The 23797-nt window shown below is 36.4% G+C and carries 22 protein-coding genes and 1 pseudogene; 8 read left to right on the top strand and 15 right to left on the bottom strand.

Annotation, left to right across the window (positions count from 1 at the left end; genetic code table 11):
* The first annotated feature begins 194 nt into the window (after positions 1-194).
* The 3 genes from ACPDHL_RS08065 (at position 195) to ACPDHL_RS08055 (ending at position 5458) form a co-directional block, all read left to right on the top strand.
* Positions 195-2753 carry an ATP-dependent Clp protease ATP-binding subunit gene (locus ACPDHL_RS08065; RefSeq protein ID WP_430532264.1) on the top strand — a complete coding sequence of 853 codons (2559 nt, stop codon included), beginning with the start codon at positions 195-197 and terminating at the stop codon, positions 2751-2753.
* A gap of 144 nt (positions 2754-2897) precedes the next feature.
* Complete coding sequence (gene rimK / locus ACPDHL_RS08060) at positions 2898-4262, top strand: 30S ribosomal protein S6--L-glutamate ligase (protein WP_002985675.1); 1365 nt, start codon at positions 2898-2900, stop codon at positions 4260-4262.
* A 53-nt stretch (positions 4263-4315) separates the two neighbouring features.
* A complete protein-coding gene (locus ACPDHL_RS08055; RefSeq protein ID WP_430532263.1) occupies positions 4316-5458 on the top strand; it encodes an LETM1-related biofilm-associated protein in 1143 nt (380 codons plus the stop codon).
* On the opposite strand, the gene can is transcribed toward ACPDHL_RS08055, so the two are convergent.
* Together can and ACPDHL_RS08045 are read right to left on the bottom strand one after the other, a co-directional pair.
* A complete protein-coding gene (gene can / locus ACPDHL_RS08050; protein WP_430532262.1) occupies positions 5455-6105 on the bottom strand; it encodes a carbonate dehydratase in 651 nt (216 codons plus the stop codon). The two genes, ACPDHL_RS08055 and can, sit on opposite strands and share 4 nt — an antisense overlap.
* Before the next feature lie 11 nt (positions 6106-6116).
* Positions 6117-6755, bottom strand: coding sequence for a carbonic anhydrase family protein (locus tag ACPDHL_RS08045; protein WP_430532261.1), 639 nt, complete (start codon positions 6753-6755; stop codon positions 6117-6119).
* Between the two features lie 389 nt (positions 6756-7144).
* On the opposite strand from ACPDHL_RS08045, the gene metK reads away from it, so the two are divergent.
* Both metK and ACPDHL_RS08035 read left to right on the top strand, forming a co-directional pair.
* Positions 7145-8437 (top strand): methionine adenosyltransferase, encoded by a 1293-nt coding sequence (gene metK / locus ACPDHL_RS08040; protein ID WP_430532260.1) that lies wholly within the window; start codon positions 7145-7147, stop codon positions 8435-8437.
* A 152-nt stretch (positions 8438-8589) separates the two neighbouring features.
* On the top strand, positions 8590-10245 hold the full coding sequence (locus ACPDHL_RS08035; protein WP_430532259.1) for a MutS-related protein: 1656 nt from the start codon (positions 8590-8592) through the stop codon (positions 10243-10245).
* Positions 10246-10352: 107 nt separating this feature from the next.
* Here the strand turns inward: ACPDHL_RS08035 and ACPDHL_RS08030 are convergent, their stop codons facing one another.
* The 3 genes from ACPDHL_RS08030 to ACPDHL_RS08020 all read right to left on the bottom strand — a co-directional run bounded on the left by ACPDHL_RS08030 (position 10353) and on the right by ACPDHL_RS08020 (position 12903).
* Complete coding sequence (locus ACPDHL_RS08030) at positions 10353-11447, bottom strand: inorganic phosphate transporter (RefSeq protein WP_430532258.1); 1095 nt, start codon at positions 11445-11447, stop codon at positions 10353-10355.
* Positions 11448-11464: 17 nt separating this feature from the next.
* Positions 11465-12109: a DUF47 domain-containing protein gene (locus tag ACPDHL_RS08025; RefSeq protein ID WP_430532257.1), complete on the bottom strand. Its 645-nt coding sequence runs from the start codon at positions 12107-12109 to the stop codon at positions 11465-11467.
* A 281-nt stretch (positions 12110-12390) separates the two neighbouring features.
* Positions 12391-12903, bottom strand: a complete 513-nt coding sequence (locus ACPDHL_RS08020) for a hypothetical protein (protein ID WP_430532256.1) — start codon at positions 12901-12903, stop codon at positions 12391-12393.
* Between the two features lie 200 nt (positions 12904-13103).
* On the opposite strand from ACPDHL_RS08020, the gene ACPDHL_RS08015 reads away from it, so the two are divergent.
* Positions 13104-14732 (top strand): acyl-CoA carboxylase subunit beta, encoded by a 1629-nt coding sequence (locus tag ACPDHL_RS08015; protein ID WP_430532255.1) that lies wholly within the window; start codon positions 13104-13106, stop codon positions 14730-14732.
* 156 nt (positions 14733-14888) lie between these two features.
* Here the strand turns inward: ACPDHL_RS08015 and ACPDHL_RS08010 are convergent, their stop codons facing one another.
* Together ACPDHL_RS08010 and ACPDHL_RS08005 are read right to left on the bottom strand one after the other, a co-directional pair.
* Positions 14889-15830, bottom strand: a complete 942-nt coding sequence (locus tag ACPDHL_RS08010) for a YeiH family protein (RefSeq protein WP_430532254.1) — start codon at positions 15828-15830, stop codon at positions 14889-14891.
* A gap of 71 nt (positions 15831-15901) precedes the next feature.
* The gene (locus ACPDHL_RS08005) at positions 15902-16798 is read right to left on the bottom strand and encodes a LysR substrate-binding domain-containing protein (RefSeq protein WP_430532253.1); all 897 of its coding nucleotides are present in this window, start codon (positions 16796-16798) and stop codon (positions 15902-15904) included.
* 436 nt (positions 16799-17234) lie between these two features.
* Here ACPDHL_RS08005 and ACPDHL_RS08000 point away from each other — a divergent pair, with 436 nt between their 5' ends.
* Complete coding sequence (locus ACPDHL_RS08000; RefSeq protein WP_430532252.1) at positions 17235-17786, top strand: SHOCT domain-containing protein; 552 nt, start codon at positions 17235-17237, stop codon at positions 17784-17786.
* Positions 17787-18106: 320 nt separating this feature from the next.
* Here ACPDHL_RS08000 and ACPDHL_RS07995 read toward each other — a convergent pair whose 3' ends face one another.
* The 6 genes and pseudogenes from ACPDHL_RS07995 to ACPDHL_RS07970 form a co-directional block, all read right to left on the bottom strand.
* A complete protein-coding gene (locus ACPDHL_RS07995) occupies positions 18107-18511 on the bottom strand; it encodes a hypothetical protein (protein WP_430532251.1) in 405 nt (134 codons plus the stop codon).
* Positions 18492-19595, bottom strand: coding sequence for an RHS repeat-associated core domain-containing protein (locus ACPDHL_RS07990; protein ID WP_430532250.1), 1104 nt, complete (start codon positions 19593-19595; stop codon positions 18492-18494). The genes ACPDHL_RS07995 and ACPDHL_RS07990 overlap by 20 nt, the downstream gene beginning before the upstream one ends.
* Positions 19596-19875: 280 nt before the next feature.
* Complete coding sequence (locus tag ACPDHL_RS07985) at positions 19876-20223, bottom strand: hypothetical protein (protein ID WP_430532249.1); 348 nt, start codon at positions 20221-20223, stop codon at positions 19876-19878.
* A 4-nt stretch (positions 20224-20227) separates the two neighbouring features.
* Positions 20228-21082: pseudogene (locus ACPDHL_RS07980) on the bottom strand (RHS repeat-associated core domain-containing protein); the annotation flags it as partial.
* Positions 21083-21204: 122 nt separating this feature from the next.
* Positions 21205-21519, bottom strand: coding sequence for a hypothetical protein (locus tag ACPDHL_RS07975; protein ID WP_430532248.1), 315 nt, complete (start codon positions 21517-21519; stop codon positions 21205-21207).
* A 216-nt stretch (positions 21520-21735) separates the two neighbouring features.
* The gene (locus ACPDHL_RS07970; protein ID WP_430532247.1) at positions 21736-22053 is read right to left on the bottom strand and encodes a CHC2 zinc finger domain-containing protein; all 318 of its coding nucleotides are present in this window, start codon (positions 22051-22053) and stop codon (positions 21736-21738) included.
* Between ACPDHL_RS07970 and ACPDHL_RS07965 the strand changes: the two genes are divergently transcribed.
* The gene (locus tag ACPDHL_RS07965; protein WP_430532246.1) at positions 22036-22377 is read left to right on the top strand and encodes a helix-turn-helix domain-containing protein; all 342 of its coding nucleotides are present in this window, start codon (positions 22036-22038) and stop codon (positions 22375-22377) included. The two genes, ACPDHL_RS07970 and ACPDHL_RS07965, sit on opposite strands and share 18 nt — an antisense overlap.
* Before the next feature lie 108 nt (positions 22378-22485).
* Here ACPDHL_RS07965 and ACPDHL_RS07960 read toward each other — a convergent pair whose 3' ends face one another.
* Together ACPDHL_RS07960 and ACPDHL_RS07955 are read right to left on the bottom strand one after the other, a co-directional pair.
* Positions 22486-23022, bottom strand: coding sequence for a hypothetical protein (locus ACPDHL_RS07960; RefSeq protein WP_430532245.1), 537 nt, complete (start codon positions 23020-23022; stop codon positions 22486-22488).
* Entirely contained in the window at positions 23022-23720 is a 699-nt protein-coding gene (locus ACPDHL_RS07955) for a hypothetical protein (protein ID WP_430532244.1), read from the bottom strand. Before ACPDHL_RS07955 ends, ACPDHL_RS07960 begins: the two co-directional genes overlap by 1 nt.
* Positions 23721-23797 lie beyond the last annotated feature (77 nt).

Here is a 23797-nt window from a genome sequence, read left to right as displayed (position 1 = left end):
CAACTAAGGAATAATTTACCTGTTTGGCATTCATTTTGTCGCTATAGCATGAAAAAAAACAAGGCTTAATATTTTTATTTACCAGTTTTTTTTTGTCAATTAGCATATGACAGAAGGGCAATAAAAGAGACCTAGGTATGCTTTTTGCCTTTACTATATTTATAGAAACAAATAATCACCTAAATTCAGTTAATATGGACGAAAATTTTTCACAAGAAATTAAAGATGTTATTTCCTTTAGTAAGGACGAGGCATTGCGTCTAGGTCATGACTTTATAGGAACGGAGCACTTTTTGTTAGCCTTATTGAGAATTGAGCAGGGTGAAGCATCGACTATCCTCCAAAATTTAGAGGTGGATATGGACTTTTTAAGACATAAAGTTGAGAACTTAACACCTTATTCTGCTACAAAAACAGCTGTAAACGAGAAAGGATCACTATATCTTACAAAACAAGCAGAGAGAGCGTTGCGCTTGACGTATTTGGAAGTCAAAGTATTCAAGAATATTGAAGTTACTTCGGCTCACCTTTTACTTTGTATCTTAAAGAACAATGAAGATCCGATTACTCAGATCTTAAATAAGATGAACGTAGACTATGAAAATGTAAAAAAATACTACGTTGAATTTCTTTCGGATGAGAAGAAAGAATCGGATAGCGAAGATATTTTCCATAGCCCCAAAGCAGAAACTTTCGAAGAATCAGGACAAAATGACAGTTCTTCTGGAAAAAAAGCTGACACGCAAGGTAACCTACCGAATAAAAAGAGCAAGACTCCTGTCTTGGATAATTTTGGTAGAGATTTAACAGAGATGGCAATTGAGGGTAAACTTGATCCTGTGGTTGGTCGTGAGAAAGAGATTGAGCGCGTCTCTCAGATTTTGAGCCGTAGAAAGAAAAACAATCCGTTGCTTATTGGTGAGCCTGGTGTGGGTAAATCGGCTATTGCTGAAGGATTAGCCCTTAAAATTATACAGAAAAAAGTATCGCGTGTGTTGTTTAACAAACGCGTGGTAACGCTTGACTTGGCGAGCTTAGTAGCAGGAACAAAATACAGAGGTCAGTTTGAGGAACGAATGAAAGCCGTGATGAATGAATTGGAAAAAAATACCGATATCATTCTATTCATTGATGAGATTCACACCATTGTTGGTGCAGGTGGAGCGACAGGTTCTCTCGATGCGTCTAATATGTTTAAACCCGCATTGGCACGAGGTGAAATTCAATGTATTGGTGCTACAACGCTAGATGAGTTTAGACAACACATTGAAAAAGATGGCGCACTAGAACGCCGTTTCCAAAAAGTATTGGTGGAACCTACTTCGGTTGACGAAACGATTATTATTTTGCACAATATCAAAGACAAATACGAAAGTCACCACAATGTGAGCTATACGGATGAAGCGATTAATGCCTGTGTGAAATTAACGAATCGCTATATGACGGATCGCTTCTTACCAGACAAAGCTATTGACGCTTTGGACGAAGTAGGGTCTCGTGTTCACATTACTAACATTCACGTTCCGGAGAATATTCTCAACTTAGAGCAAGAATTGGAAGAGGTACGCGAGAGTAAAAATGCGATGGTTCAAAAGCAGAAGTACGAGGAAGCTGCAAATCTTAGAGATAAAGAAAAAAATATCGAAAAAGAGCTTGAAATTGCCCAAGAAGTTTGGGAAAAAGACGTTAAAGATAACCGCATTGTCATTACGGAAGACGATGTAGCAGATGTGGTATCGATGATGACGGGCATACCAGTTAATCGAATTGCAGAAAAAGAGATCAATAAATTAGCCAACCTCCCTGCTATTATTAAAGGGAAAGTAATTGGCCAAGATGAGGCGGTAGGTAAAATTGCCAAGGCCATTCAACGCAATAGAGCGGGATTGAAAGACCCGAACAAACCGATTGGTTCTTTCATTTTCTTAGGACAAACAGGTGTTGGTAAAACCCAGTTAGCGAAAGTAATCGCAAAAGAACTCTTTGACTCAGAAGATGCTTTAATCCGTATCGACATGAGTGAGTACATGGAGAAATTTGCGCTTTCTCGTTTAATTGGAGCGCCTCCAGGTTATGTTGGATATGAAGAAGGGGGACAATTGACTGAAAAAATACGCAGAAAACCATACAGCGTGATCTTATTCGATGAAATCGAAAAAGCACATCCTGATATCTTCAATATGCTTTTACAAGTACTCGATGATGGACATCTAACGGATAGTTTGGGACGTAAGGTTGACTTTAGAAATACGATCATTGTCATGACGTCTAACATTGGGATACGTCAATTGAAAGATTTTGGACAAGGCGTCGGTTTTGGTACGCAAGCGCGTAAAGAACAAACGGATCAACACAGTAAATCGGTTATTGAAACGGCATTGAAAAAGGCTTTTGCACCTGAATTCTTAAATCGAATTGACGATATTGTTGTGTTTAACTCTTTAGAAAAAGAACACATTCACTCAATTATCGATATTGAGTTGGCTAAATTATTCCAACGCATTGACGATTTAGGATATAAGTTAATCCTAACGGATAAAGCGAAGAATTTTATTGCAGAAAAAGGTTTTGATAAACAATATGGTGCACGTCCATTGAAACGTGCGATCCAAAAGTACATCGAAGACCCTATTGCGGAAGAAATTGTAAACTCAAAGTTAACTGTTGGTGACTCCATTACTTTGGACGCACCAAAAGAAGACACTGGAGAAGTTTTAACCATCAAAATAAAAACAAAAAAACCTGCTAATTAGCAGGTTTTTCCTTTTTCGTACTAGTGGTTGAAGCACTAAAGCTTTCTTCCTTGTTATTTAAACGTTATTATTTATTTTTTTATCTTTATACAATACGACTAATTACTTTTAAGTAGTACTTTCGCATTTGAATAATTAAATATAATGGTAGATAAACTCATTGTAGGTAGTGAAGAATGGTGTTCTTTCTCTACATTAAATATCCCAGCAATTAAAGCCCGTGTGGACTCTGGAGCAAAGACTTCTGCCTTGCATGCAGTAAACATTAGCGCTTTTGAAAAAGACGGTGAAAAATGGGTCAAGTTTGATGTAAATCCTTTGCAAAATAATGGCAAGACCATCATTCATTGCGAGGCCAAAATGGTAGATAAAAGAATCGTCAAGAGCTCTAGTGGTTCTAGAGAATCTCGCTATGTGATTAAAACTACGCTTGTTTTGGGTGAAACTTCTTGGGATATTGAATTAACCCTAACCAATAGAGACTCCATGGGGTATCGCATGTTATTGGGAAGAGAAGCCATGGGTGGTCGTATTTTGGTAGATCCTGAAAAACACTTTTTACTCGGTCAACCGACGGTAGAAAAGTTAGATGAATATTACAACAAACCCAAAGAAGCGAAAAGTGGCTTGCGCATTGGCTTATTAGCTAGCAATCCAGACTTATACAGCAATCAACGCATCATTGAAGCAGGTGAATTAAGAGGACATGAAATGCACTTCTTAAATCTAAAATACTGCTATATGAAGTTGGATGCCAATCAACCTGAAATTCACTATAGAGGTGGACGTGTTTTAAATGATTTTGATGCAGTCATTCCTCGTATTAGACCGAGTATGACCTACTATGGTTGTGCATTAACACGTCATTTTGAATCCTTAAAAGTATACAGTTTAAACAGTGCTGCGGCTATTGCTCAATCGAGAGATAAGTTATTTTCACTGCAACTGTTATTAAATCACGGGATTGATATTCCCACAACTGGATTTGCCAATTCTCCTTTGGATACAAATGACTTGATTAAAATGGTAGGCGGTAGTCCGCTTATTGTCAAATTATTAGAAGGAACCCAAGGGAAAGGTGTTGTGTTAGCAGAGACGAAGAAAGCTGCTGAAAGTGTTATTAATGCATTCAAAAGCTTAAATGCCAACATCTTAGTTCAAGAATTCATCAAAGAAGCTAACGGAAAGGACATTCGCTGTTTTGTAGTGGATGGCAAAGTTGTTGCTGCAATTCAACGCGAGGCTGTTCCTGGTGAATTTAGAGCGAATATCCACTTGGGAGGTACGGCTTCAATCATCAAGGTTACGCCTGAAGAAAAGCGCATTGCGATACGCGCAGCTAAAGCGATGAATCTAAAAGTAGCGGGAGTAGATATCATTCGCTCAGCTAAAGGACCTCTATTGTTAGAAGTAAACTCCTCTCCTGGTTTAGAGGGAATTGAAGGAGCAACAAATAAAGATATTGCGTCTGAAATGATCAAGGCAATTGAAAAACAAGTTAAATGGTAAAGAAATAGCAATTGCTATTTCTTTTCCTTCATCATTTAAAGTTTCTGGTATTTATGAACCCATCAACAACTGGCTGGATAAAAAAATACTTCGCTGAGCACGATAAATACGCGATATTCCAAGCGACAAATGCGGCAGAATTAGCACATGAAATTAGAACGCTTGGTTTTAGTTTTGGCAAAATAAACGGCTGTGCATTTCCTGAGATTTATACCACATTTAAGTATACTCAAGAAGAGTTAGCTAAAATTTGTTTTTTACAGCTGTTGGAAAAAATTTACTTTTTCCACTACCCTAGTCATACCACGGATGCGTTTATCGATGCTTTACTCGATTTTTATCAGCTTTTTGTCCCACATAAAACCAACTTCTTCACCAGCTTATTTGAGGATAAAAATACCTATGCCCGATTAGAGCATTTGTTTGCTATCAAATGGAAAGAAAGTTTCTTTTCTCAATCGAAAAGCAACAATATTGTCCTCAACTTATTGGTCCTTTCCATCTATTTCTTGACGTTTGAAACCTACTTGGCAGGTAAGATTCACCCGAATCTATACCATGTATATATCGAAGATCTCATTCAAGATATTTTAAATCGCACCCAACACCAAACAGCAGACCTTCACTTGGTAGATGCATCCAATGACTTCGCTACGGATGAGATTATGGAAGTTCAGTCCTCCTATTTAGAATCGAGTTTACTGTTGGATATTGTGATGTGTAGCGCGTGGAATAACGAGACGAAAACGCTTCATTTACCTGATTTTTCCGTTGCTCCTTTTGAGCGTTTGTCTTTTTCAGCAGAGCAAATAGAGGATAGTAGCAGCTGTTTTATGCTTTTTGTACAGCAAAACGACTACCATTACGAATATTTAAAATCGTCTAATTTGTTCAACAATATGATTAATAATTCGACGAATTACGTGGAATTTTTAGTGGGAAGAAACAAAGGACGCATTCTGAAAGAACTGCAAAAGAACAAACAATTAATGCAATTACTGATGGATTCCACCCATCGCAATTTAGATAGTCAAGAAAAGAAATTGATTAAGAAACAAACCTTAGAGGTGATTAAAACAATTCCTTCTCTTGCTATATTTATGTTACCCGGAGGTACTATTTTGTTGCCTATTATTTTAAAATTTATTCCTTCACTCCTCCCTTCTTCTTTTAATGAGAATTTGGATGTGAATTAAATTTTTTTGAAGCGAAGTTGATATACTTCGTCTAAATCTTGGTTATTTGTTACGTTTACTTCTAAATCGGTTACATACCCTGAATTTAGTCCATACACCCATCCGTGAATACTCAGGTCTTGATTTCGTGCCCAAGCCCCTTGTACGATTGATGTTTTGGCTAAATCATAGACTTGTTCTTGTACGTTTAGTTCCACAAAGCGATTAAAGCGTTCGGTTGTATCATCGATACCATCTAACTCAACGTTGTGTAAGCGGTAAACGGTTTTAATGTGTCTAATCCAGTTGTCAATCAATCCGTAGGATTCATTTTTCATGGCTGCTTCAACCCCACCACATCCGTAGTGACCACAAACGATGATATTGGTTACCTTGAGGATATTGACAGCATAATCCAAGACACTTAACATATTCATATCGGAGTGAATCACCATATTGGCGATATTTCGGTGTACGAATACATCCCCTGGTTCAGCACCAATAATCTCATTCGCGGGTACGCGGCTATCGGAACATCCAATCCACAAAACGGGTGGCGTTTGTCTGTGACATAAACGCTTGAAATACTCTGGATTAATGGCTAGTTTTTCTTCTACCCAAGCTTTGTTATTTTCTAATATTTTTTTATAAAATTCGTTGTGTTTCAAAACTTTGGCTTTTATTCAACAAACATTTCTTTTACGAAATCCACTTCTCCTGTTTCCACTTTATAAAAAGCACCTACAATACCAATTTCACCTTTTTCATACATCTCACAAAGAACGGAACTTTTGGTTAAGATGTGGTTAATGGTGTATTCGACATTGTAAAAAGCAACCATATCCACCCCTTCTTTTGACCTGATATCCAAGTCTGGATAGTATTTTTTTACGTGTTCAACCGCAGGGTCCACTTTGGATAATAAATTGCTTAAATGGCCTAATTTCACCTCTTTACACGCGCCTGTAATGGCTCCACAGTGAGAATGCCCTAACACCATGATCAGTTTAGATCCCGCTAACTTACAAGCAAATTCCATCGAACCAATAATGTCTTCGTTCAATACATTTCCTGCAATTCGCGTGCTAAATACATCGCCTAATCCTTGATCAAAGATCAATTCTGCCGATGTTCTACTGTCAATACAACTGAGGATAATAGCAAAAGGAAATTGGCTTTCTTTTGTTTCGTTTACTTGTTCAAGTAAATTCGCATGTGATTTAAGGTTTTCAACAAAGCGTTTGTTTCCTTCTTTTAAAAAAGACAACGCCATTTGCGGTGTCATTGACTTTTGATCGTCTATATTATGTAGTCTCATTTTTACGCGATTAATACGATAATAATTTCGAAACAAATGTAACCAAAAATGGCTTTTAAAATGTAAATAAAGCAATAAACCACTATATTTTTATCAATTTAAAAAAAACATAACACTTTTTAAGTAATTAATACGCAAGTATGTTTCATATCTGATTGGTATAAAGGTATATTTCCTCTGGATTAGTAGTAATCACATAATCGTTAAGGAGAATATAAAAAAGGATAAAATTTGTTTAGATTAAAAAATAGTTAATACATTTGCAAAGAATTTCATAGGAGGAAAAATTTGAACTGATTGCAACCTCGGTAAAAAATGCTAAAGCAGAATATATTGTATCTTCACTTTAGCCATTTCCTCTTTTTTAAACATTTTAAAAAACATACAATATGGCTTATTACTTCACATCGGAATCTGTAAGTGAAGGACATCCTGATAAAATTGCAGATCAAATTTCAGATGCTTTAATTGACAATTTCTTGGCTTTTGATTTAGAATCGAAGGTAGCATGTGAGACATTAGTAACTACGGGGCAGGTAATTCTTGCTGGAGAAGTAAAATCAAAAACGTATTTAGACGTACAACAAATTGCACGTGATGTGATCAACAAGATTGGTTATACGAAGAGTGAGTATATGTTTGACGGTAATTCGTGCGGTATTTTATCGGCTATCCACGAGCAATCGGCTGAAATCAGCCAAGGGGTTGAGCGTGCAAGTAAAGAAGATCAAGGAGCAGGAGACCAAGGCATGATGTTTGGTTATGCTTCAACAGAAACGGAGGATTATATGCCGTTAGCGCTAGACTTATCCCACAAATTACTACAAGAGTTAGCAGTGATCCGCAGAGAAAATAAGGAAGTAACTTACTTGCGTCCAGACGCAAAGAGTCAAGTGACATTAGAATACAACGATGACAATAAACCAGTTCGAATTGTAACGATTGTACTGTCTACGCAACACGATGACTTTATTCAGCCAGAAAATGCAACAACTGAAGCGAAAGCGAAGGCTGAAACGGCCATGCAGGCACAAATTAAGAAAGACATCATTGCTATTCTTATTCCTCGTGTATTAGCGAAATACCCACAATATCAATACTTATTTGAGTCGAAAGAAGAAATTGAATTCTTAATCAATCCAACGGGTGTATTCATCATTGGAGGTCCTCATGGAGATACAGGATTAACAGGAAGAAAGATTATCGTTGATACCTATGGAGGAAAAGGAGCACATGGTGGGGGAGCATTCTCTGGAAAAGACCCGAGTAAAGTAGACCGAAGTGCAGCTTATGCTACGCGTCATATTGCAAAAAATCTTGTTGCTGCTGGTGTTGCTGAAGAAGTATTGGTTCAAGTTTCTTATGCGATTGGAATTGCAAAACCTACGGGAATTTACGTCAATACCTACGGAACGTCTAAAGTAAACCTAACAGATGGCGAGATTGCGAAAAAAGTAAATGAATTGTTCGACTTACGTCCATACTTTATTGAAACAAGTCTAAAACTGCGCAATCCGATTTACAGCGAAACAGCGGCTTATGGTCATATGGGACGCAAACCACAAGTGGTAACTAAAACTTTCACACGTCCTGGAGGAGAAACAAAACAAGTTGAAGTGGAGCTATTTACATGGGAAAAATTAGACCGTGTTGCTGACATTAAACAAGCATTTAACATATAGTTTTCAAACACAATACAATAAACGAAAGCGCTTAGCCACTTTGAGGTTAAGCGCTTTTTTTATGCGTGTTATCCCTATATAGCAAGCAGTAGTCCACTATTTTTTTCTATATTTAGTCTTTTGTAATTGTATTACTCATCAAAAACTAGTGTATGAATTGGCTACTTGCGCTTTTGATTGTTCTCGTTTGTTTCTATTTATGGAGTTACCATCGCGATAAGCAGGTTCGAGCGAAACGCAATGCACAGCTCTTACAAAACTGGGGCCGTCCAAAAACAGGAGATTTTGACCTTGTTAAAATTAAGCGCTATCGCGAGGCCATGCTACAGATCGCTTCATCAAATCAACAAATCGGAGATCAGGAGAACCTCGATTTAGATCTAGACGAAGTCTTTATGTACCTCGATCGAACAATTACGCCCATTGGACAACAGTATTTGTACAACAAATTACACACTCCTAATGCAAATCCTCTAACGCATGTACAAAGACAACTAGAAGATGGATTTGCTACAACGTCAGAATTACGTCAAATAGCCTATGCGTTTTTACAACCACTAAATGCGAATGAAACCTACTATTTTCACTATTTATTTACCCATCCCCTTCCAACTCAACACAAGCAATACACTCTAGCGTGGGCTTTATCCCTTCTCCACATCGTTCTCTTGCTTGTGATGTGGTTGTATCCATTAGTCAGCGTACTATTTATCCTAACCCTACCGATTAATCTCATCATACACTATAAAAATAAGTTTCGCTTATACGAATATCAAAATGGGATTTCCCAGCTTCGAAAGATACGTTATGCCTTTGTCAATCTAGCCAAAACGCCACTTTTCCACCCCTTTATTCAAGGAAAAGCCTATTTTACCACGCTTAAAGGATTAACTCGCCTAACTCACGGTTTTGACAACCCTATACACGGCAATGAAATTAGTACTTTGGTATGGTTTCCCATCGAATTACTAAAAATCACCTTTAATATTGAATCTATTTTATTTCAACGATTTGCTTACAAATTAGATCAAAACAAACAAGATTTACACGAAGCTTTTATGGCAATTGGCGCGATTGAACTAGCACTAAGCAATGCCTCTTGCAAGGTAAATACTGTCACTTGCACCCCTACTTTCCACAAGGAGAAACGTATTGATGCTAAAGGAATATACCATCCACTCGTTGAAAACTGCGTTCCCAACGATCTACAGCTTAATAACGAGAGCCTGCTCTTAACGGGATCCAATATGTCTGGAAAAACAACCTTTATTCGCACTATAGCACTCAATCTGCTCCTTGGACAAACATTGGGTTTTGCCTTTGCCCAATCACTTCAGGCTCCCTTTTGTCGTTTACAGACCTCCATTCGCATTACGGATGATTTACTGGAACAAACGAGTTACTATTTAAAAGAAGTAGCCACGATTAAATCCTTTTTAGATCAGTCAGTCACCAGTAATTTTAACGTATTTATCTTGGATGAGATCTTGAAGGGCACCAATACAGCAGAGCGCATTGCAGCGAGTACTGCGATTTTGCGCTACTTAAACAACCCAACAAATTTGATACTGGTATCTACCCATGATTTAGAACTGGTACAATTGTTAGCCAATTCTTCTTATGCCTCCTACTATTTTAGTGAGATCTTTGATGTCGAAAATCAGTTGCATTTCGATTATACCCTTAAAAAAGGAATACCTAATACGACCAATGCCATTCGTTTATTACAGCTTTATGGCTATCCAGAGGTCATTGTAGAACAGGCGTTACAACTTAAACAAGGGGAACTGATACAAAAAAAGGAATGATCGCAATGATCATTCCTTTTTTATCTATTTTGACATTACATTGTTTCGTTTGCGTGCTATCGTATACTAGTCCACAAGGTTAACCGTTGTAATATGACTTTTTAAATTTACATTACTGCTGCAACAATATAGTACACAATCATAGCGATAATAGCTGATACTGGAATAGTTAAAATCCATGCCCACAATAGGTTAATAGTAACTCCCCAACGAACGGCAGATACGCGTTTTGTCACCCCCACTCCGATAATTGAACCGGTAATCGTATGTGTTGTCGAAACGGGAATCCCCAAGTGCTCTGTTACGTATAAGGCTACGGCTCCAGCTGTTTCAGCTGCTACTCCTTCTAAAGGCGTTACTTTCGTAATTTTACTTCCCATCGTTTTAACAATTTTCCATCCTCCTGATAAGGTTCCTAACCCAATGAATAAAAATGAGGCTAGAGGTACCCACCACCAGTGTTCTACGAACACTTTAAACGTATCTACATCACCTAAATATGCAGGATCCATATCTACATTCACATGATAGAAAATTACTGCTGCTCCAATAATACCCATTACTTTTTGAGCGTCATTTCCACCATGTCCCAATGAAAATAAAGCAGAAGAAACTAATTGCAAGCGTTTAAACCACTTTTCACATTTATAATGGTTTTGATTTCTACAAATCCACATAATAGCTACAGTGATAAAATAAGCTAAAATTAAACCGAGTAAAGGTGCTCCAAAAATAAATAAGAAGATTGGAATTACTTTTGCGTACACTACTACATCTACTCCTTCAATAGAGAAACCACCAGCATGTGCAACAGCTGCTCCAATAAAACCACCAATTAAGGTATGAGAAGAAGAAGAAGGAATACCCAATTTCCAAGTAACTAAGTTCCAAATAATTGCAGCTATTAAACCAGCAAAAATCACTTCTAAAGTAATAAAGTTTTCATTCACTGATTTAGCGATGGTATTACCAATTTTAAACTCACCAATAATATACAGGGAGATAAAATAAGCGACAAAATTAAAAGCTGCCGCCCAAAGTACTGCTTGAAACGGAGTTAAAACACGTGTCGTTACAATGGTAGCGATCGAGTTTGCAGCATCGTGAAAACCATTGATATAATCAAATCCGAGCGCTAATACGATAATAACGATTAGCATAATCCCACTTTGATTACTCAATATTTCTGTAAAAAATTCCATATACTTGCGCTAGATCATTAAGAGTATTTAACGATAACGGTTTCCAGTACATTAGCTACATCTCTACAACTATCTGTAGCCGTTTCTAACGCCACCATTACCTCTTTGTATTTTATAATTTCGATGGCGTTATTTTCATTTTCGAAAATATCGGCAACGGCTTTATCAAAAACTTTATCCGCTTTTCTTTCTAAGCGAGAAATATTTTTACATACAGTCGCTAACTCTTCTAGCTTTTTTAAATCTTTCAAGTGTAATAGTCCCTTGTGCACTTCACTACAAGCTTCTAAATTAGCTTCCGTCAATTTGCGCAATGGTTTTGTAATTTTATCAATTTGGTACAATCTCATACGAGAAGCAGCATCTGATAAATGGTCAGCTACATCGTCAACCGCTGTGATCAAATTGTGAATATCTTCTCTATCAAAAGGCGTGATAAAGTTTTTCCCTAATTCGATTCTTGTTTTTTGTGCAATTGTTTCGATCTCAACCTTAATTACCTCAACATCTTTAAGTAATTTCTCTCTTTCTTTTGCTGGGGTATGCACAGCTTCATTCAGCGTTTCTGATAGTTTTTTAAGCTTTTCAGCTGCTTGTTCAAATAAAGGATAAAATGTTTTGTCCTTTGGAACTAAAAATTGAAAAATGTTATTCAATGACATTATATAAAATATATGTTATAAACAGCGACAAAATTACGCAATAAAATCAAGCGAATGTTTCCTTAACGTTAATTTTTATCTCAAAACTAAGATTCTTCTGAATTCACATCCAAAACCACAACTTAAACACTAGTAATCAATAACTTATGTACTTAACACTGCGTTAATACTCAGCAATTTACTTAACATTAAGATAATATTAGCGTGTGCAATCCAAGGCAAAACTAATGCCAATTTACGAGTAAAACAAATCGTAAAAAACTATATACCAAACCATTACCCTATCCTTCCTCTTCTTTTGGACTAACCCATTGGCTAACTTTTTCTTTATTGCGAATCAAGATATAACCTACAAGCAAATTAAATAGACTAGCAAACCAATAATTGCCTGTTTGTACATATTCGTACGGATTATCTATCGCTTTGGCTTTAAACCAAAACAAAGCATTACTCAAAAAAGAAGGCAGATTATCGATCAGGAGTCCCAATCCTACAAAAAACAGTCCCAATTGTGTCAATCCATCCACAGTCAGAGCCGCTGTAGGGATTGTTGGATTAGTAAAGCCTTGTTCGACCTTTAAAAAATCGACGATCTTTTCTGCAAATACAAAGAGCAAAGCCAATAGTCCAACTAAAAGAACAGTATAGAGCAACTCGATTCCATTTGTTCCTAATACATCTTGATCCATCCAAATACGTATGACTAACAAAGGAAGATTCAATAAGAAGGTATGGATCACTAGGCTTAACGCAACTAACTTTAGTACTATTACAAACAAATCTCTTACTCTCATTTCTTCCTTTTTTATAGCAATCAACTAATTTAACAAAAATATCGCAATTTCTTTGGTTGGTTTACCGCTGTCAAATTACTTTCCACTTGAATGGCTTTTAAATTTACGCTTTCTTGAATATTACGGACAGAGTAAGTCCTATAAATTTTTATTTTGTACTTTAGCGAAAACTAATAATATTATACACAACCTAGATAACTATGGATATTAACTTCAATAAAAACGAAGATCACAACAAGTTATTACTTTCTGATTTAAAACGAAAACTAGCAAAAGTTAAACTTGGTGGAGGTGAAAAGCGAATTGAAAAATTGCACCAACAAGGAAAAATGACAGCCAGAGAACGCATTGATTACCTATTAGATCCTAAGACTAATAGTATTGAAATTGGTGCTTTTGCAGGTGATGAGATGTACGAAGAGCACGGTGGATGTCCATCAGCTGGTGTAGTGGTCAAAATAGGTTATATTAAAGGTAAACAGTGTATTGTAGTAGCCAATGATGCAACAGTAAAAGCTGGAGCTTGGTTTCCTATTACTGGAAAGAAAAACCTACGTGCCCAAGAGATTGCCATCGAAAATAAGCTTCCTATTATTTATTTAGTAGATAGTGCTGGGGTATATTTACCACTACAAGATGAGATTTTCCCTGACAAAGAGCACTTTGGAAGAATTTTTAGAAACAACGCCATTATGAGTAGTATGGGGATCACCCAAATTGCTGCTGTAATGGGTAGTTGTGTTGCTGGTGGGGCTTACCTACCTATCATGAGTGATGAGGCTTTAATCGTGGATAAAACGGGGAGTATTTTCTTAGCGGGAAGCTACTTAGTAAAAGCAGCGATTGGCGAAAGCATTGACAATGAAACCCTTGGTGGTGCAACAACACATTGTGAGATTTCAGGTGTAACAGACTACAAGGCAAAAGACGATAAAGACGCTTTAGATACCATCAAAAATATTGTCGATAAGATTGGTGATTTCGACAAAGCGGGATACAATAGAATTGCGGCTAAGAAGCCCGCGGCAGATCCGGCTGACATTTACGGTATTTTACCCAAATCACGTGCAGAACAGTACGATATGATGGAAATCATCAAGCGTTTGGTTGATGATTCTGAATTTGAAGAATACAAAGCAGGTTATGGTCAATCGTTAATTACGGGTTATGCGCGTATTGATGGTTGGGCTGTGGGTATTGTTGCCAATCAGCGTAAAGTGGTCAAAACGAAAAAAGGAGAAATGCAATTTGGAGGGGTAATTTACTCTGACTCTGCAGATAAGGCTACTCGTTTTATTGCGAATTGCAACCAAAAGAAAATTCCATTGGTCTTTTTACAAGATGTAACTGGATTTATGGTTGGATCGAAATCAGAACATGGCGGAATCATCAAAGATGGCGCTAAGATGGTTAATGCAGTTTCGAACTCTGTCGTTCCTAAGTTTACTGTTGTTGTTGGAAACTCCTATGGAGCAGGAAACTACGCCATGTGTGGAAAAGCCTATGATCCTCGTTTGATCTTTGCTTGGCCAAGTGCAGAACTTGCTGTTATGGGCGGTGCACAAGCAGCCAAAGTATTGTTGCAAATCGAAGCTTCTTCTCTAAAAGCAAAAGGCGAAGCGTTATCCGCAGAAGAAGAACAAAAACTATACGACAAAATTAAAGCGAAATACGATAAACAAGTCTCTCCATACTACGCGGCAGCGCGAATTTGGACTGATGCTATTATCGATCCTTTGGATACGAGAAAATGGATTTCTATGGGAATCGAAGCCGCGAACCACGCGCCTATCGAGAAACCTTTTAACCTTGGCGTTATCCAAGTATAATTTAAAAAACGGCGATTTTATATCGCCGTTTTTTTATGGTTAACGGTTAACCGTTTACAGTTAACTCACCACTCACCACTTACCACTCACCACTTACCACTCACCACTTACCACTCACCACTTACCACTCACCACTTACCACTCACCACTTACCACTTACAAATACAAAATATACGCCAGTGAGCTCACCGAAATAAAAATCCACAGCAATACCCCTTCAATAAAAGGTTTGGCACCTACATTTTTTACCGTTCTAAACGATAAAGAAGTACCAATTAAAAATAGTGTTAGCGTTAAGGCTGCTTTGGATAATTCTACAATATAAGGTCCCAAAGGCTGAATAAAAGGAATATAGGAATTAGCGAGCATTGCCAAAATGAACAACCCAATAAAGTAAGGGATTTTCACTTTTGATCCTTTATTTTTGAATAGCATAGTCGATAAAAAAGCAACGGGAATGACCCAAAGCGCACGGGCTAATTTTACCGTTGTAGCGACTTCTAGGGCTTCATCTCCATATTTTGCAGCGGCTCCCACAACCGAACTCGTATCGTGAATGGCAATAGCAGACCACAGTCCGAAGTCGACCTGGCTCAACCCCAACGCATGACCGATGGGTGGAAATATAAGTAAAGCCACGGAATTCAAGATAAATACAATCCCCAAAGCAACGGATATTTGCTTTTCATCCGCATCAATGACTGGGGATACGGCTGCAATAGCACTACCGCCACAAATCGCTGTTCCCGAAGAAACTAGATAGGATATTTTCTTGTCAATTTTTAGCAGTTTTCCGATTCCAAATCCTAAAATTAACGTTAGGAAGATGGAAAAAATAGTCAAGACAAAACCGTCTTTTCCCGCTGCTAAAGCGCTGTATACATTCATTCCAAACCCCAGTCCAACAACAGCAACCTTCAATAGGAGTCCTGTGGCTTTCTTGGTTTGCTTGCTATAGGGGTTTTCAAAAATTTGTGCGTAAATAATACCCAATACCAAAGCCGTTGCAGAAGAGATAAAAGGGAATAAGCTTAGTACAGCTAAGCCAATGAGTATTAGTTTACTACCGAGTGCAGTATTGCTGTTAGGTGCTGTCATAAAATATGTATTTTCATCTCTACAAAGGTCAATCATCTACCCAAGCGAGAAAAATACATAATAGTTATTGGCTATAACTTTAGGTTATACGATTTAATAAAGCGAATAAACAATTCTACCAGTGCACTTTCCTGTCCTTGTCGCTGTACAATGCTGAATTTTCGTCTGATATCTAGCCCATTGATATCAACAACCACTAACTCATTGTACTTCAACTCCTTTAAGATAGCATGTATGGAAATAAAGGCAAAGCTATCGGAATGCTTGAGGTACATTTTAATACTTTCAGTACTGGAGAAGTTCATTTCATTGCGCAATTGATTCAGGGAAATTCCCAGTTGATTCAAATTACTTTCAATGACGTCTAGGGTTCCCGACCCAGTTTCTCGCAATAAGAAGGAATAGTCTTTGAGTTCTTCGGGTTCGATCAGTCCTGTTTTAAACTTGGGATTTTCTGCTCGACACACCAAGACAATTTCATCATCAATAAAGTCAATATACTTGATTTGTGGGTTTTTCGAACATCCTTCCACAATTCCGACATCAATGGTTTTACTCAACAGTAATTGTTCGATAACTGCTGAATTCTCGGAGAGGATATCCAAATGGATATCGTGTACTTTGGTCCTGAATTCGGCTAATAATGGGGGTAAAACGTATTGAGAAACCGTGGTACTCGCTCCTATTCGCAGGTTTCCATCCATTTTTGCATTTAGGGCATGCATATCAAATTCCAAATTGCGATAGGTGGAAAAGATATCCTCGGCGTAGTTGTAGAGCAATTGTCCCGATTCGGTTAGGCGAATTGTAATTCCATCTCGTACAAATAGTTTGGTCTGATAGTGGGATTCTATTTCGCGAATGTGTTTGGAAACGGCAGGTTGTGAAATCAACAGCTCCTTGGCTGCTTTGGTAAAGCTTTCCCTTTTTGCAACGGTATAAAAAACCTTCAACCGAAAATCAAACATCGTTTTTCTTCTTTATGGTGTGTGAACTGACCTATTCTCTTGTAAACAAAAATAAGGAAAAAAGACGGGAAACCGTACAGTGTCGATAAGAAACAGCCAAAGCAAAAAACTGTTTTTCGGCTTTCGGCTTTTGGTTCATTACATCTAGTTGAAAAAAAGATTCTCTTAAGAAGAGAAGATACACTCCAATCTCTACTATCAAATAGTAGATCTCCTTTACAATAATTCCACCTCTCTTTAGTTCAATTACCTATTTTCTCCTTAGGTCTCCGCTGCCTAACCCCTTATTTTTTTATAAAAGTGAAAATTCGTATTAACATAAAAACAACTAATTTAGGAAAATGTATAAAAAAATTAGGTTATAATCTAGATCAATGTTATTTTTATAAGATAACACAAATTAAAATTATATCCATTAACTTAATTATATCTAAATATGGGATTTTTTTCTTTGCCAAAATATCCAATTTTTTCAGAAACTTATTTATCTGGTTTTTCATTTTGTAAAAACAAAGCCCCTATCACCTTTCAAGTAGCCCCTGAGGGGATTCATCTTAAACTACTGATTGGTTTCAAAAGTAAAAAAATCTTCATTCCCAAAGAGGATATAACCGAAATAGGACTTAATCAAGAGACCTACCGATCTGCGGGAAAAGCTGCAACAGGAGCCATTATAGGTGGTGTTTTAACGGGGGGGATAGGATTTATTGCTGGTGCGGCTATAGGCGGGAAACGCAGAAAAGAAAATGAATTAACTTTAGTAGTGAATTATGAGAATGAGAGTTGTTACCTTGAGCTTAAACCAAGTAATTCTATTCCTAAGCTTTATCAAGAGTTAAAGAAAATAATGCCTATTGAGGAACAAAAGGAAACCACTACTGCGACTAGTGCTGCCGATGAATTAATGAAATTTGCTACGCTACGCGATCAAGGTATTCTTACCGATGAAGAATTTGAAACGAAGAAAAGACAATTACTAGGGTTGTAAAGAACAAGCTTACCTTTTTTACTACTACGAAAAAATCTAGGTTGTTATAGAGCTAGCCCAAGCTTTACAAATCTCCTTAGATTACCTAGTAGGAGTTACAGCTATTCTCCTAGACAAAAATATCGTTAACAAAGTACTCGATATACAAAAATTAAACGAAGAGGATAAAAAACACGTATTTGCACTGCTAGACGCTTTTATCAAACAAAGAAAATTACAAGCTATTTTATAAAAAACAAACCCGCTAATCGTTGTTCGATTAGCGGGTTTGTTTTTTATACTCTTTTTAAATCAAAACAAGTTAATTTGGGATGCTTGTTTTACTTCAATTTAGTAAGCTTTATTTTAACACCATCTTCTTTATACTTCATATATTCTTCCTTCCAATTAATCATATAATATTTTGGTAACCAATTTGTTATAAAAGCTAAATTTTCATTATCAACTTCACTTAAATAAAAATAAATCACCATATCATTATTAATAACACTAAGTTTATTTTGTTCATGGAAGAAACTATATTTACAATCTTCCTCACCATTTCTTATAAACAAACTATCTTTTTCCAAAGTGACTATACTTCCTACATCTATTAAACATTCATTAAATAATCGATAGTCTTTAATATCTACATATTCGATTTGGTAAGTTTGAATATAAGCTTTGCATGAACTCAAAACAAATACTATTACAAATCCTATAATTCTATAATTTTTTATTATCATATTTAGCTTTCGACACTCTTAATAAATTTTTTAATCCACTTTTACTATCATCGGAATCCATTGCATCTCTATCTGCATTTCTAAAAACACCATTTTCTAAATAACGATACCTACTAAACATTTGGGATTGTTGGTCTTCTGTTTTTGTTTTATTCTGAGAAATATTCTCTGACATAAAAGTTGCTCCCTTATGATCTAACCCCATTAAGTGCCCAAACTCGTGTTCCTCTACTGTATTAAAACCATTTAAATAACTACTTTGTAACAACGTCACATTTCCATCCATTTCAGCTATACCTGCTTTATTTGATATTACTCCTTCTTTATTTGTCGGAGTAAAAGAATCGACAATTCCTATAACATGGTCATTATCATCTATATCAGATATTTTATTAGCTATAGTTAAATTCACCTGTACATTAACATTGATTTTTACTCCATCATTTGTTGTAAAACTACCACTTAGAGCCTTTTCTAAATTTGATTTAACCTTATTCGAATATGAAGGAAGATGTATACTACCTGATGTTGTTAAATCTATTATTTTTCCTGTTATTGAAACATTCATTGTTTGACTACCGTCTTTACCTTTTAAATTAGATATGACTATTTTTCTCCCATCAGGATCAATAAGCATTATAGGATTATTAGCCACATATACATAAGGATTTATTTCAGGGTACTTTTCAGCATGCGGGTCCACACTCAGAAATATACTCGCACCAGGGTCATAGTATCGTGCACCATAGTAATAATACCCTGTCTGTGGATCTAGCTCTTTGGCGTTGAACTTATACACATTCTCCAGAATGTTGTTCGTACTCTGTTCCACCATCACTTCCCCAAACGGTAGGTACTCAATGTATTGCACGGGTTTACCGAGAATATCTGTAATATACGTTGTACTACCTAAATGATCCGCGTGATACCACCACACCGGGCCTATTTGTATGGTTGGATTAGCTATAATCGTAGGATTGTTTGTTGGTGGATTGTCTCTCCACGTATCTCCAACCGCTGGTGGTAGTACAATAGGCGGAAATTCCGGTTCTTCCTCTTCTTCTGGTTCTTCTCGCGAACTCAACCTTTATCTTAAAAAAACCAACTGTTCTTATAAAAATAAGTTTTTTTTTGATTGAAAAAGACCTACTTAACAAAATTACGGATATCCAAAAACTCCCAGATGATAAAAAACATGTGGTCATGGAACTGCTCGATTCCTTCCTTAAACAAACTAAATTGAAAAGTATTATGTAAATAATAAACCCGCTAATCTAAGACTAGCGGGTTTATTATTTTTATTCTTTTTTGATATAGGCAAAAATATCACTTCAAAAGAGTGATTTTTTTAAATAAAACTATTATCACTTCTTTTTCAGTAAAATATCAATCGTATTCTTTTTATTATATATCTCCCTAGATTCATGTCCTTTACTATATCCTCTCAAGGCAACTTGTACTTCTACAAAAGCTCCTTCAGCAAAATGAACTTTATATTTACCTTCACTATCCGTCCTAACAATTTTAATTTCATTTTCTGAATAACTTTCATCAGGACTATTTTTATACTTCCAACAAACTATTCCAACTTCTATTCCACTAATTGGTTCTTTATTTTCAGCATAACGCACTATTCCTTCTACAGTAATGTCCTGCACATCTTTATTACAAGAAAAAAAAAGGATTACTAATGGTAAAATATAATTTCTCATAACTTTATCTTTGGTCTATTGTACTATTTATTAAAGGTTGTATTATATTTTCAGATTTTTGCTGGATATTACCATGATTAACACCTGATCCTATTATTTTTTTATTTAAAATATTAGTAGAATTAGAATTTACCGCCTTGTTGGGACCCCCTTTCGAACCTGGCGAATTACTACTCCCACTATTACTTCTATTACTGCTTCCACTACTATTACTTCCGCTACTACTACTGGTTGCTCCTGAAGACGAACCTGTCGATCTAGAAGAACTAGAAGCCCCTGAATTATTAGTTTGATATATGTTTAAATTTGTTTCAACATTTTCAGGAATGGTGGTATTTACTGTCATATTTTGAAATGGTCCATCTGATCCATCAACAGTAACAAGTAAATTAACCCCTATTCCTGATTCGTTAAGGTTATGAGTTAAATCAACAGCTACATCAACTCCATAACTATACCCATATATAATAACTTGATCACCTTCCTGATAATTTTGATTAATAAAATCATACCCAGTTTTAACGCCTGAAGCAGAAGTCAAGCCTGGAGCGATAATGGTTCCTGAAAAACCTCTTCCCGAATTTGATGCTGCAGATTGAGTATTGCTATATATTTGACCTGTATATCCCGCATTAGAAACCGTAGTTTGTTTTCCTCCTCCTGTTGGTCCACCATGATAAAATACGGCTATGACTTTCCCTCCACCTGGATTTTGTGCACTCATCCCTGTCGGATCCACCAAATTAATCGGGTTATTGTGTACATAATGGTATGGATTCCATCCTGGAAATTCTTCCGCCAATGGATCCACACTCAGAAATATACTCGCACCAGGGTCATAGTATCGTGCACCATAGTAATAATACCCTGTTTACCTCACCTAGCTTATATTTTGTTTTGGTGTTTGATGAATCTCAGCTTCGCTTCGATTTGCGGATCCAACAGCACTACGTGCGGTTCGTTCGCCTAAAGTTCATCACTTTAGGCTCCGAAAAGCTTGAACTTATACACATTCTCCAAAATGTTATTCGTACTTTGTTCCACCATCACTTCCCCAAACGGTAGGTACTCAATGTATTGCACGGGTTTACCGAGAATATCTGTACTATACGTTGTACTACCTAAATGATCCGCGTGATACCACCACACTGGACCTACTTGTGTAGTTGGATTAGCTATAATCGTAGGATTGTTTGTTGGTAGATTGTCTCTCCATGTATCTCCAACCGCTGCTGGTAGTACAATAGGCGGAAATTCCGGTTCTTCCTCTTCTTCTGGTTCTTCTCGCGAACTCAACCTTTATCTTAAAAAAACCAACCGTTCTTATAAAGATAAGGTTTTATTTAATAGAAAAAGACCTACTAAACAAAATTACGGATATCCAAAAACTCCCAGACGATAAAAAAAATGTGGTCATGGAACTGCTCGATTCCTTTCTTAAACAAACGAAACTGAAAAGTATTATGTAAATATAAAACCCACTAATCTAAGACTAGCGGGTTTGTTGTTATTTTAAACATGAGCAAAATACTGATACATATTCCCTAAAAAGTTAGAGGCAGGCAATACCCTACTTTGTTCTCCTGTTGCAACACCTAGTATCGCTTTGCATTTGTTGATGGCCTCTGCTTTAGTAGCGTTTTCTTGATGCATCACAAAATCAATCACATCCATACTCTTGCCATGAGTTTTGCAGTTGCTGCTAAAGCAATAAGCCGTTTGGGTTTTGTAATACACCTGCAGACTCGGGGTTTTATCCTCGTGGAACGGACAGTGCAACCGACTCTGCTTGTCGGGCTTTAAGCCGTAATAATGCAAGACCATTGCCATACTAAAGGATTATCTCAAAAAGAGGTAGCTTTGTCTTTAGGTATGAACCCAAGCCAATACTCTAAAATTGAGAATGGTAAGGTTGACCCACAATGCTCGTCTATTGAAAAAATAGCTAATGCACTCGGAATTAGTTTAGCAGATATTTTTACAGAAGAAAATAGTTTGAAAGATATAAACTCTATTGATAAATCAATTATTGAAAAGGTACAGCTTATCGAACAGCTAGACGATAAACAGAAAGAATCTATTTTTAGTATTATTGATATGGCTATTTATAACCTTAAACTCAAACAAACGCTGTCTAATGCGTTGAATTTATAAAAAAATACCCCCAACCATAAACAAGTTGGGGGTATTTTTACTTAACGCACGGACTGCAACTCCGCGCGATCGGGGTTTTTATATTAGCCAATTGGCAAAAAAAACTATTTACACCTTATTTAAGCTAATAAAATCTATACTTCCTAACAATAAGAAATTTTCTAAATTATTATAGCTATTGAATAATTTTGTCTCAATGGTGTTCCCATCACTTATTGGAGTTGACAAGACAAAATCATTATTAAAAATTAATTTCACTCCTAACAGCAAATTAGTGTTCAGCGTGATTAATTCAACATCTAAAATCTTTTGCTTTACAATATTGTTGAATAAATTACTATCCGATACCTCATAATATTCAACATCCATCTCCATTCCTTCTTCACAGCTCATCCATCGTTTCATTCTTTGTTCAAATTCTATCCAATTTCTTTTTATACTAGGAATGGGTAAATATTCAATTATTGGTGTTGTCAAGTCATTTTTATCCGTCGTTATTACAACTAGCTGATCTACTGAATCTTCAAAAACGTAACCTGCCGATAAATCAATTTGAGAGATATCACTTTCTCCGAATGGTGGCCAAACAACTAAATAGAATTGTTTAACTGTTTTATCTTTAATTTTTTTTAATTCATTTATCATTATCTCAAAGTTTTTGCGGCATTATACCACTGATTTGCAGTTTTATTTATTACAGTAATAAAAGTTCCATTAGCTTCAGTAACAATCATTTTTCCATTACTAATATACATAATTGCATTTTGATGACCATGCCACTGACCAACACGGGTTAATGCCGGATTAGAGTTTTTTAATAATTGATTTGCAACAGCTTTTAATTCTGGTACTATTTTTTGAGCTTGTTGAGCAGAAACATTACCAAACCCTAAAACATCTCTATGTTTTACCAAATGTCCAGCAGAATTTTTACCCCAAGATAAAGCTTTAGAAGTATTACCTAATAGTAATCCTTCAATAGGTATAACTGTTGATGCAATTCCACCTATATAATTCAACATAGTTTCCTTAGCTCTTGCAGTCTCTCCTGTTGCATTTACCCAACCATCATAAGCCATTTGTAAATTACCCATGACACTTTTGTCATTTTTACGCTGATAATTTACATTTGTTATTCCGGCTTTATTAAGATCTTTTATACTATTATAGGTATCAATAGATCCATCATTATTGTGAACTGAAAAAACATCAGTTGGGTCTCCTTCCCAATCAGTACTCGCTACTTCATAAGCATTATAACTTCCTTTGTTGTTATTATCTGGAAAGACCTTCCATGCTGTTAATCTTCCTCCATCTCCTCCAGTTGTATCTTCTGCACTCATCCCCGTCGGATCCACCAAATTAATCGGATTATTGTGTACATAATGATACGGATTCCATCCTGGAAATTCTTCCGCCA

The organism is Myroides sp. C15-4 (genome assembly GCF_050522745.1).
Taxonomy (GTDB): Bacteria; Bacteroidota; Bacteroidia; order Flavobacteriales; family Flavobacteriaceae; genus Flavobacterium.
The sequence above is the reverse complement of the archived record's forward strand: the minus strand, read 5'-3'. Positions and strand labels throughout refer to the sequence as shown.

Coding starts and splice junctions, on each gene's coding strand:
- ACPDHL_RS07955 (WP_430532244.1), bottom strand. CDS start 23,720: ATGAGTGCAGAAGATACAACTGGAGGAGATGGAGGAAGATTAACAGCA.
- ACPDHL_RS08000 (WP_430532252.1), top strand. CDS start 17,235: ATGGGATTTTTTTCTTTGCCAAAATATCCAATTTTTTCAGAAACTTAT.
- ACPDHL_RS08030 (WP_430532258.1), bottom strand. CDS start 11,447: ATGGAATTTTTTACAGAAATATTGAGTAATCAAAGTGGGATTATGCTA.
- ACPDHL_RS08045 (WP_430532261.1), bottom strand. CDS start 6,755: ATGAGACTACATAATATAGACGATCAAAAGTCAATGACACCGCAAATG.
- ACPDHL_RS08055 (WP_430532263.1), top strand. CDS start 4,316: ATGAACCCATCAACAACTGGCTGGATAAAAAAATACTTCGCTGAGCAC.
- ACPDHL_RS08015 (WP_430532255.1), top strand. CDS start 13,104: ATGGATATTAACTTCAATAAAAACGAAGATCACAACAAGTTATTACTT.
- ACPDHL_RS08005 (WP_430532253.1), bottom strand. CDS start 16,798: ATGTTTGATTTTCGGTTGAAGGTTTTTTATACCGTTGCAAAAAGGGAA.
- ACPDHL_RS08020 (WP_430532256.1), bottom strand. CDS start 12,903: ATGAGAGTAAGAGATTTGTTTGTAATAGTACTAAAGTTAGTTGCGTTA.
- ACPDHL_RS08035 (WP_430532259.1), top strand. CDS start 8,590: ATGAATTGGCTACTTGCGCTTTTGATTGTTCTCGTTTGTTTCTATTTA.
- ACPDHL_RS07995 (WP_430532251.1), bottom strand. CDS start 18,511: ATGATAATAAAAAATTATAGAATTATAGGATTTGTAATAGTATTTGTT.
- ACPDHL_RS07970 (WP_430532247.1), bottom strand. CDS start 22,053: ATGGCAATGGTCTTGCATTATTACGGCTTAAAGCCCGACAAGCAGAGT.
- metK (WP_430532260.1), top strand. CDS start 7,145: ATGGCTTATTACTTCACATCGGAATCTGTAAGTGAAGGACATCCTGAT.
- ACPDHL_RS08025 (WP_430532257.1), bottom strand. CDS start 12,109: ATGTCATTGAATAACATTTTTCAATTTTTAGTTCCAAAGGACAAAACA.
- ACPDHL_RS07960 (WP_430532245.1), bottom strand. CDS start 23,022: ATGATAAATGAATTAAAAAAAATTAAAGATAAAACAGTTAAACAATTC.
- ACPDHL_RS07985 (WP_430532249.1), bottom strand. CDS start 20,223: ATGAGAAATTATATTTTACCATTAGTAATCCTTTTTTTTTCTTGTAAT.
- ACPDHL_RS07965 (WP_430532246.1), top strand. CDS start 22,036: ATGCAAGACCATTGCCATACTAAAGGATTATCTCAAAAAGAGGTAGCT.
- ACPDHL_RS08010 (WP_430532254.1), bottom strand. CDS start 15,830: ATGACAGCACCTAACAGCAATACTGCACTCGGTAGTAAACTAATACTC.
- rimK (WP_002985675.1), top strand. CDS start 2,898: ATGGTAGATAAACTCATTGTAGGTAGTGAAGAATGGTGTTCTTTCTCT.
- ACPDHL_RS08065 (WP_430532264.1), top strand. CDS start 195: ATGGACGAAAATTTTTCACAAGAAATTAAAGATGTTATTTCCTTTAGT.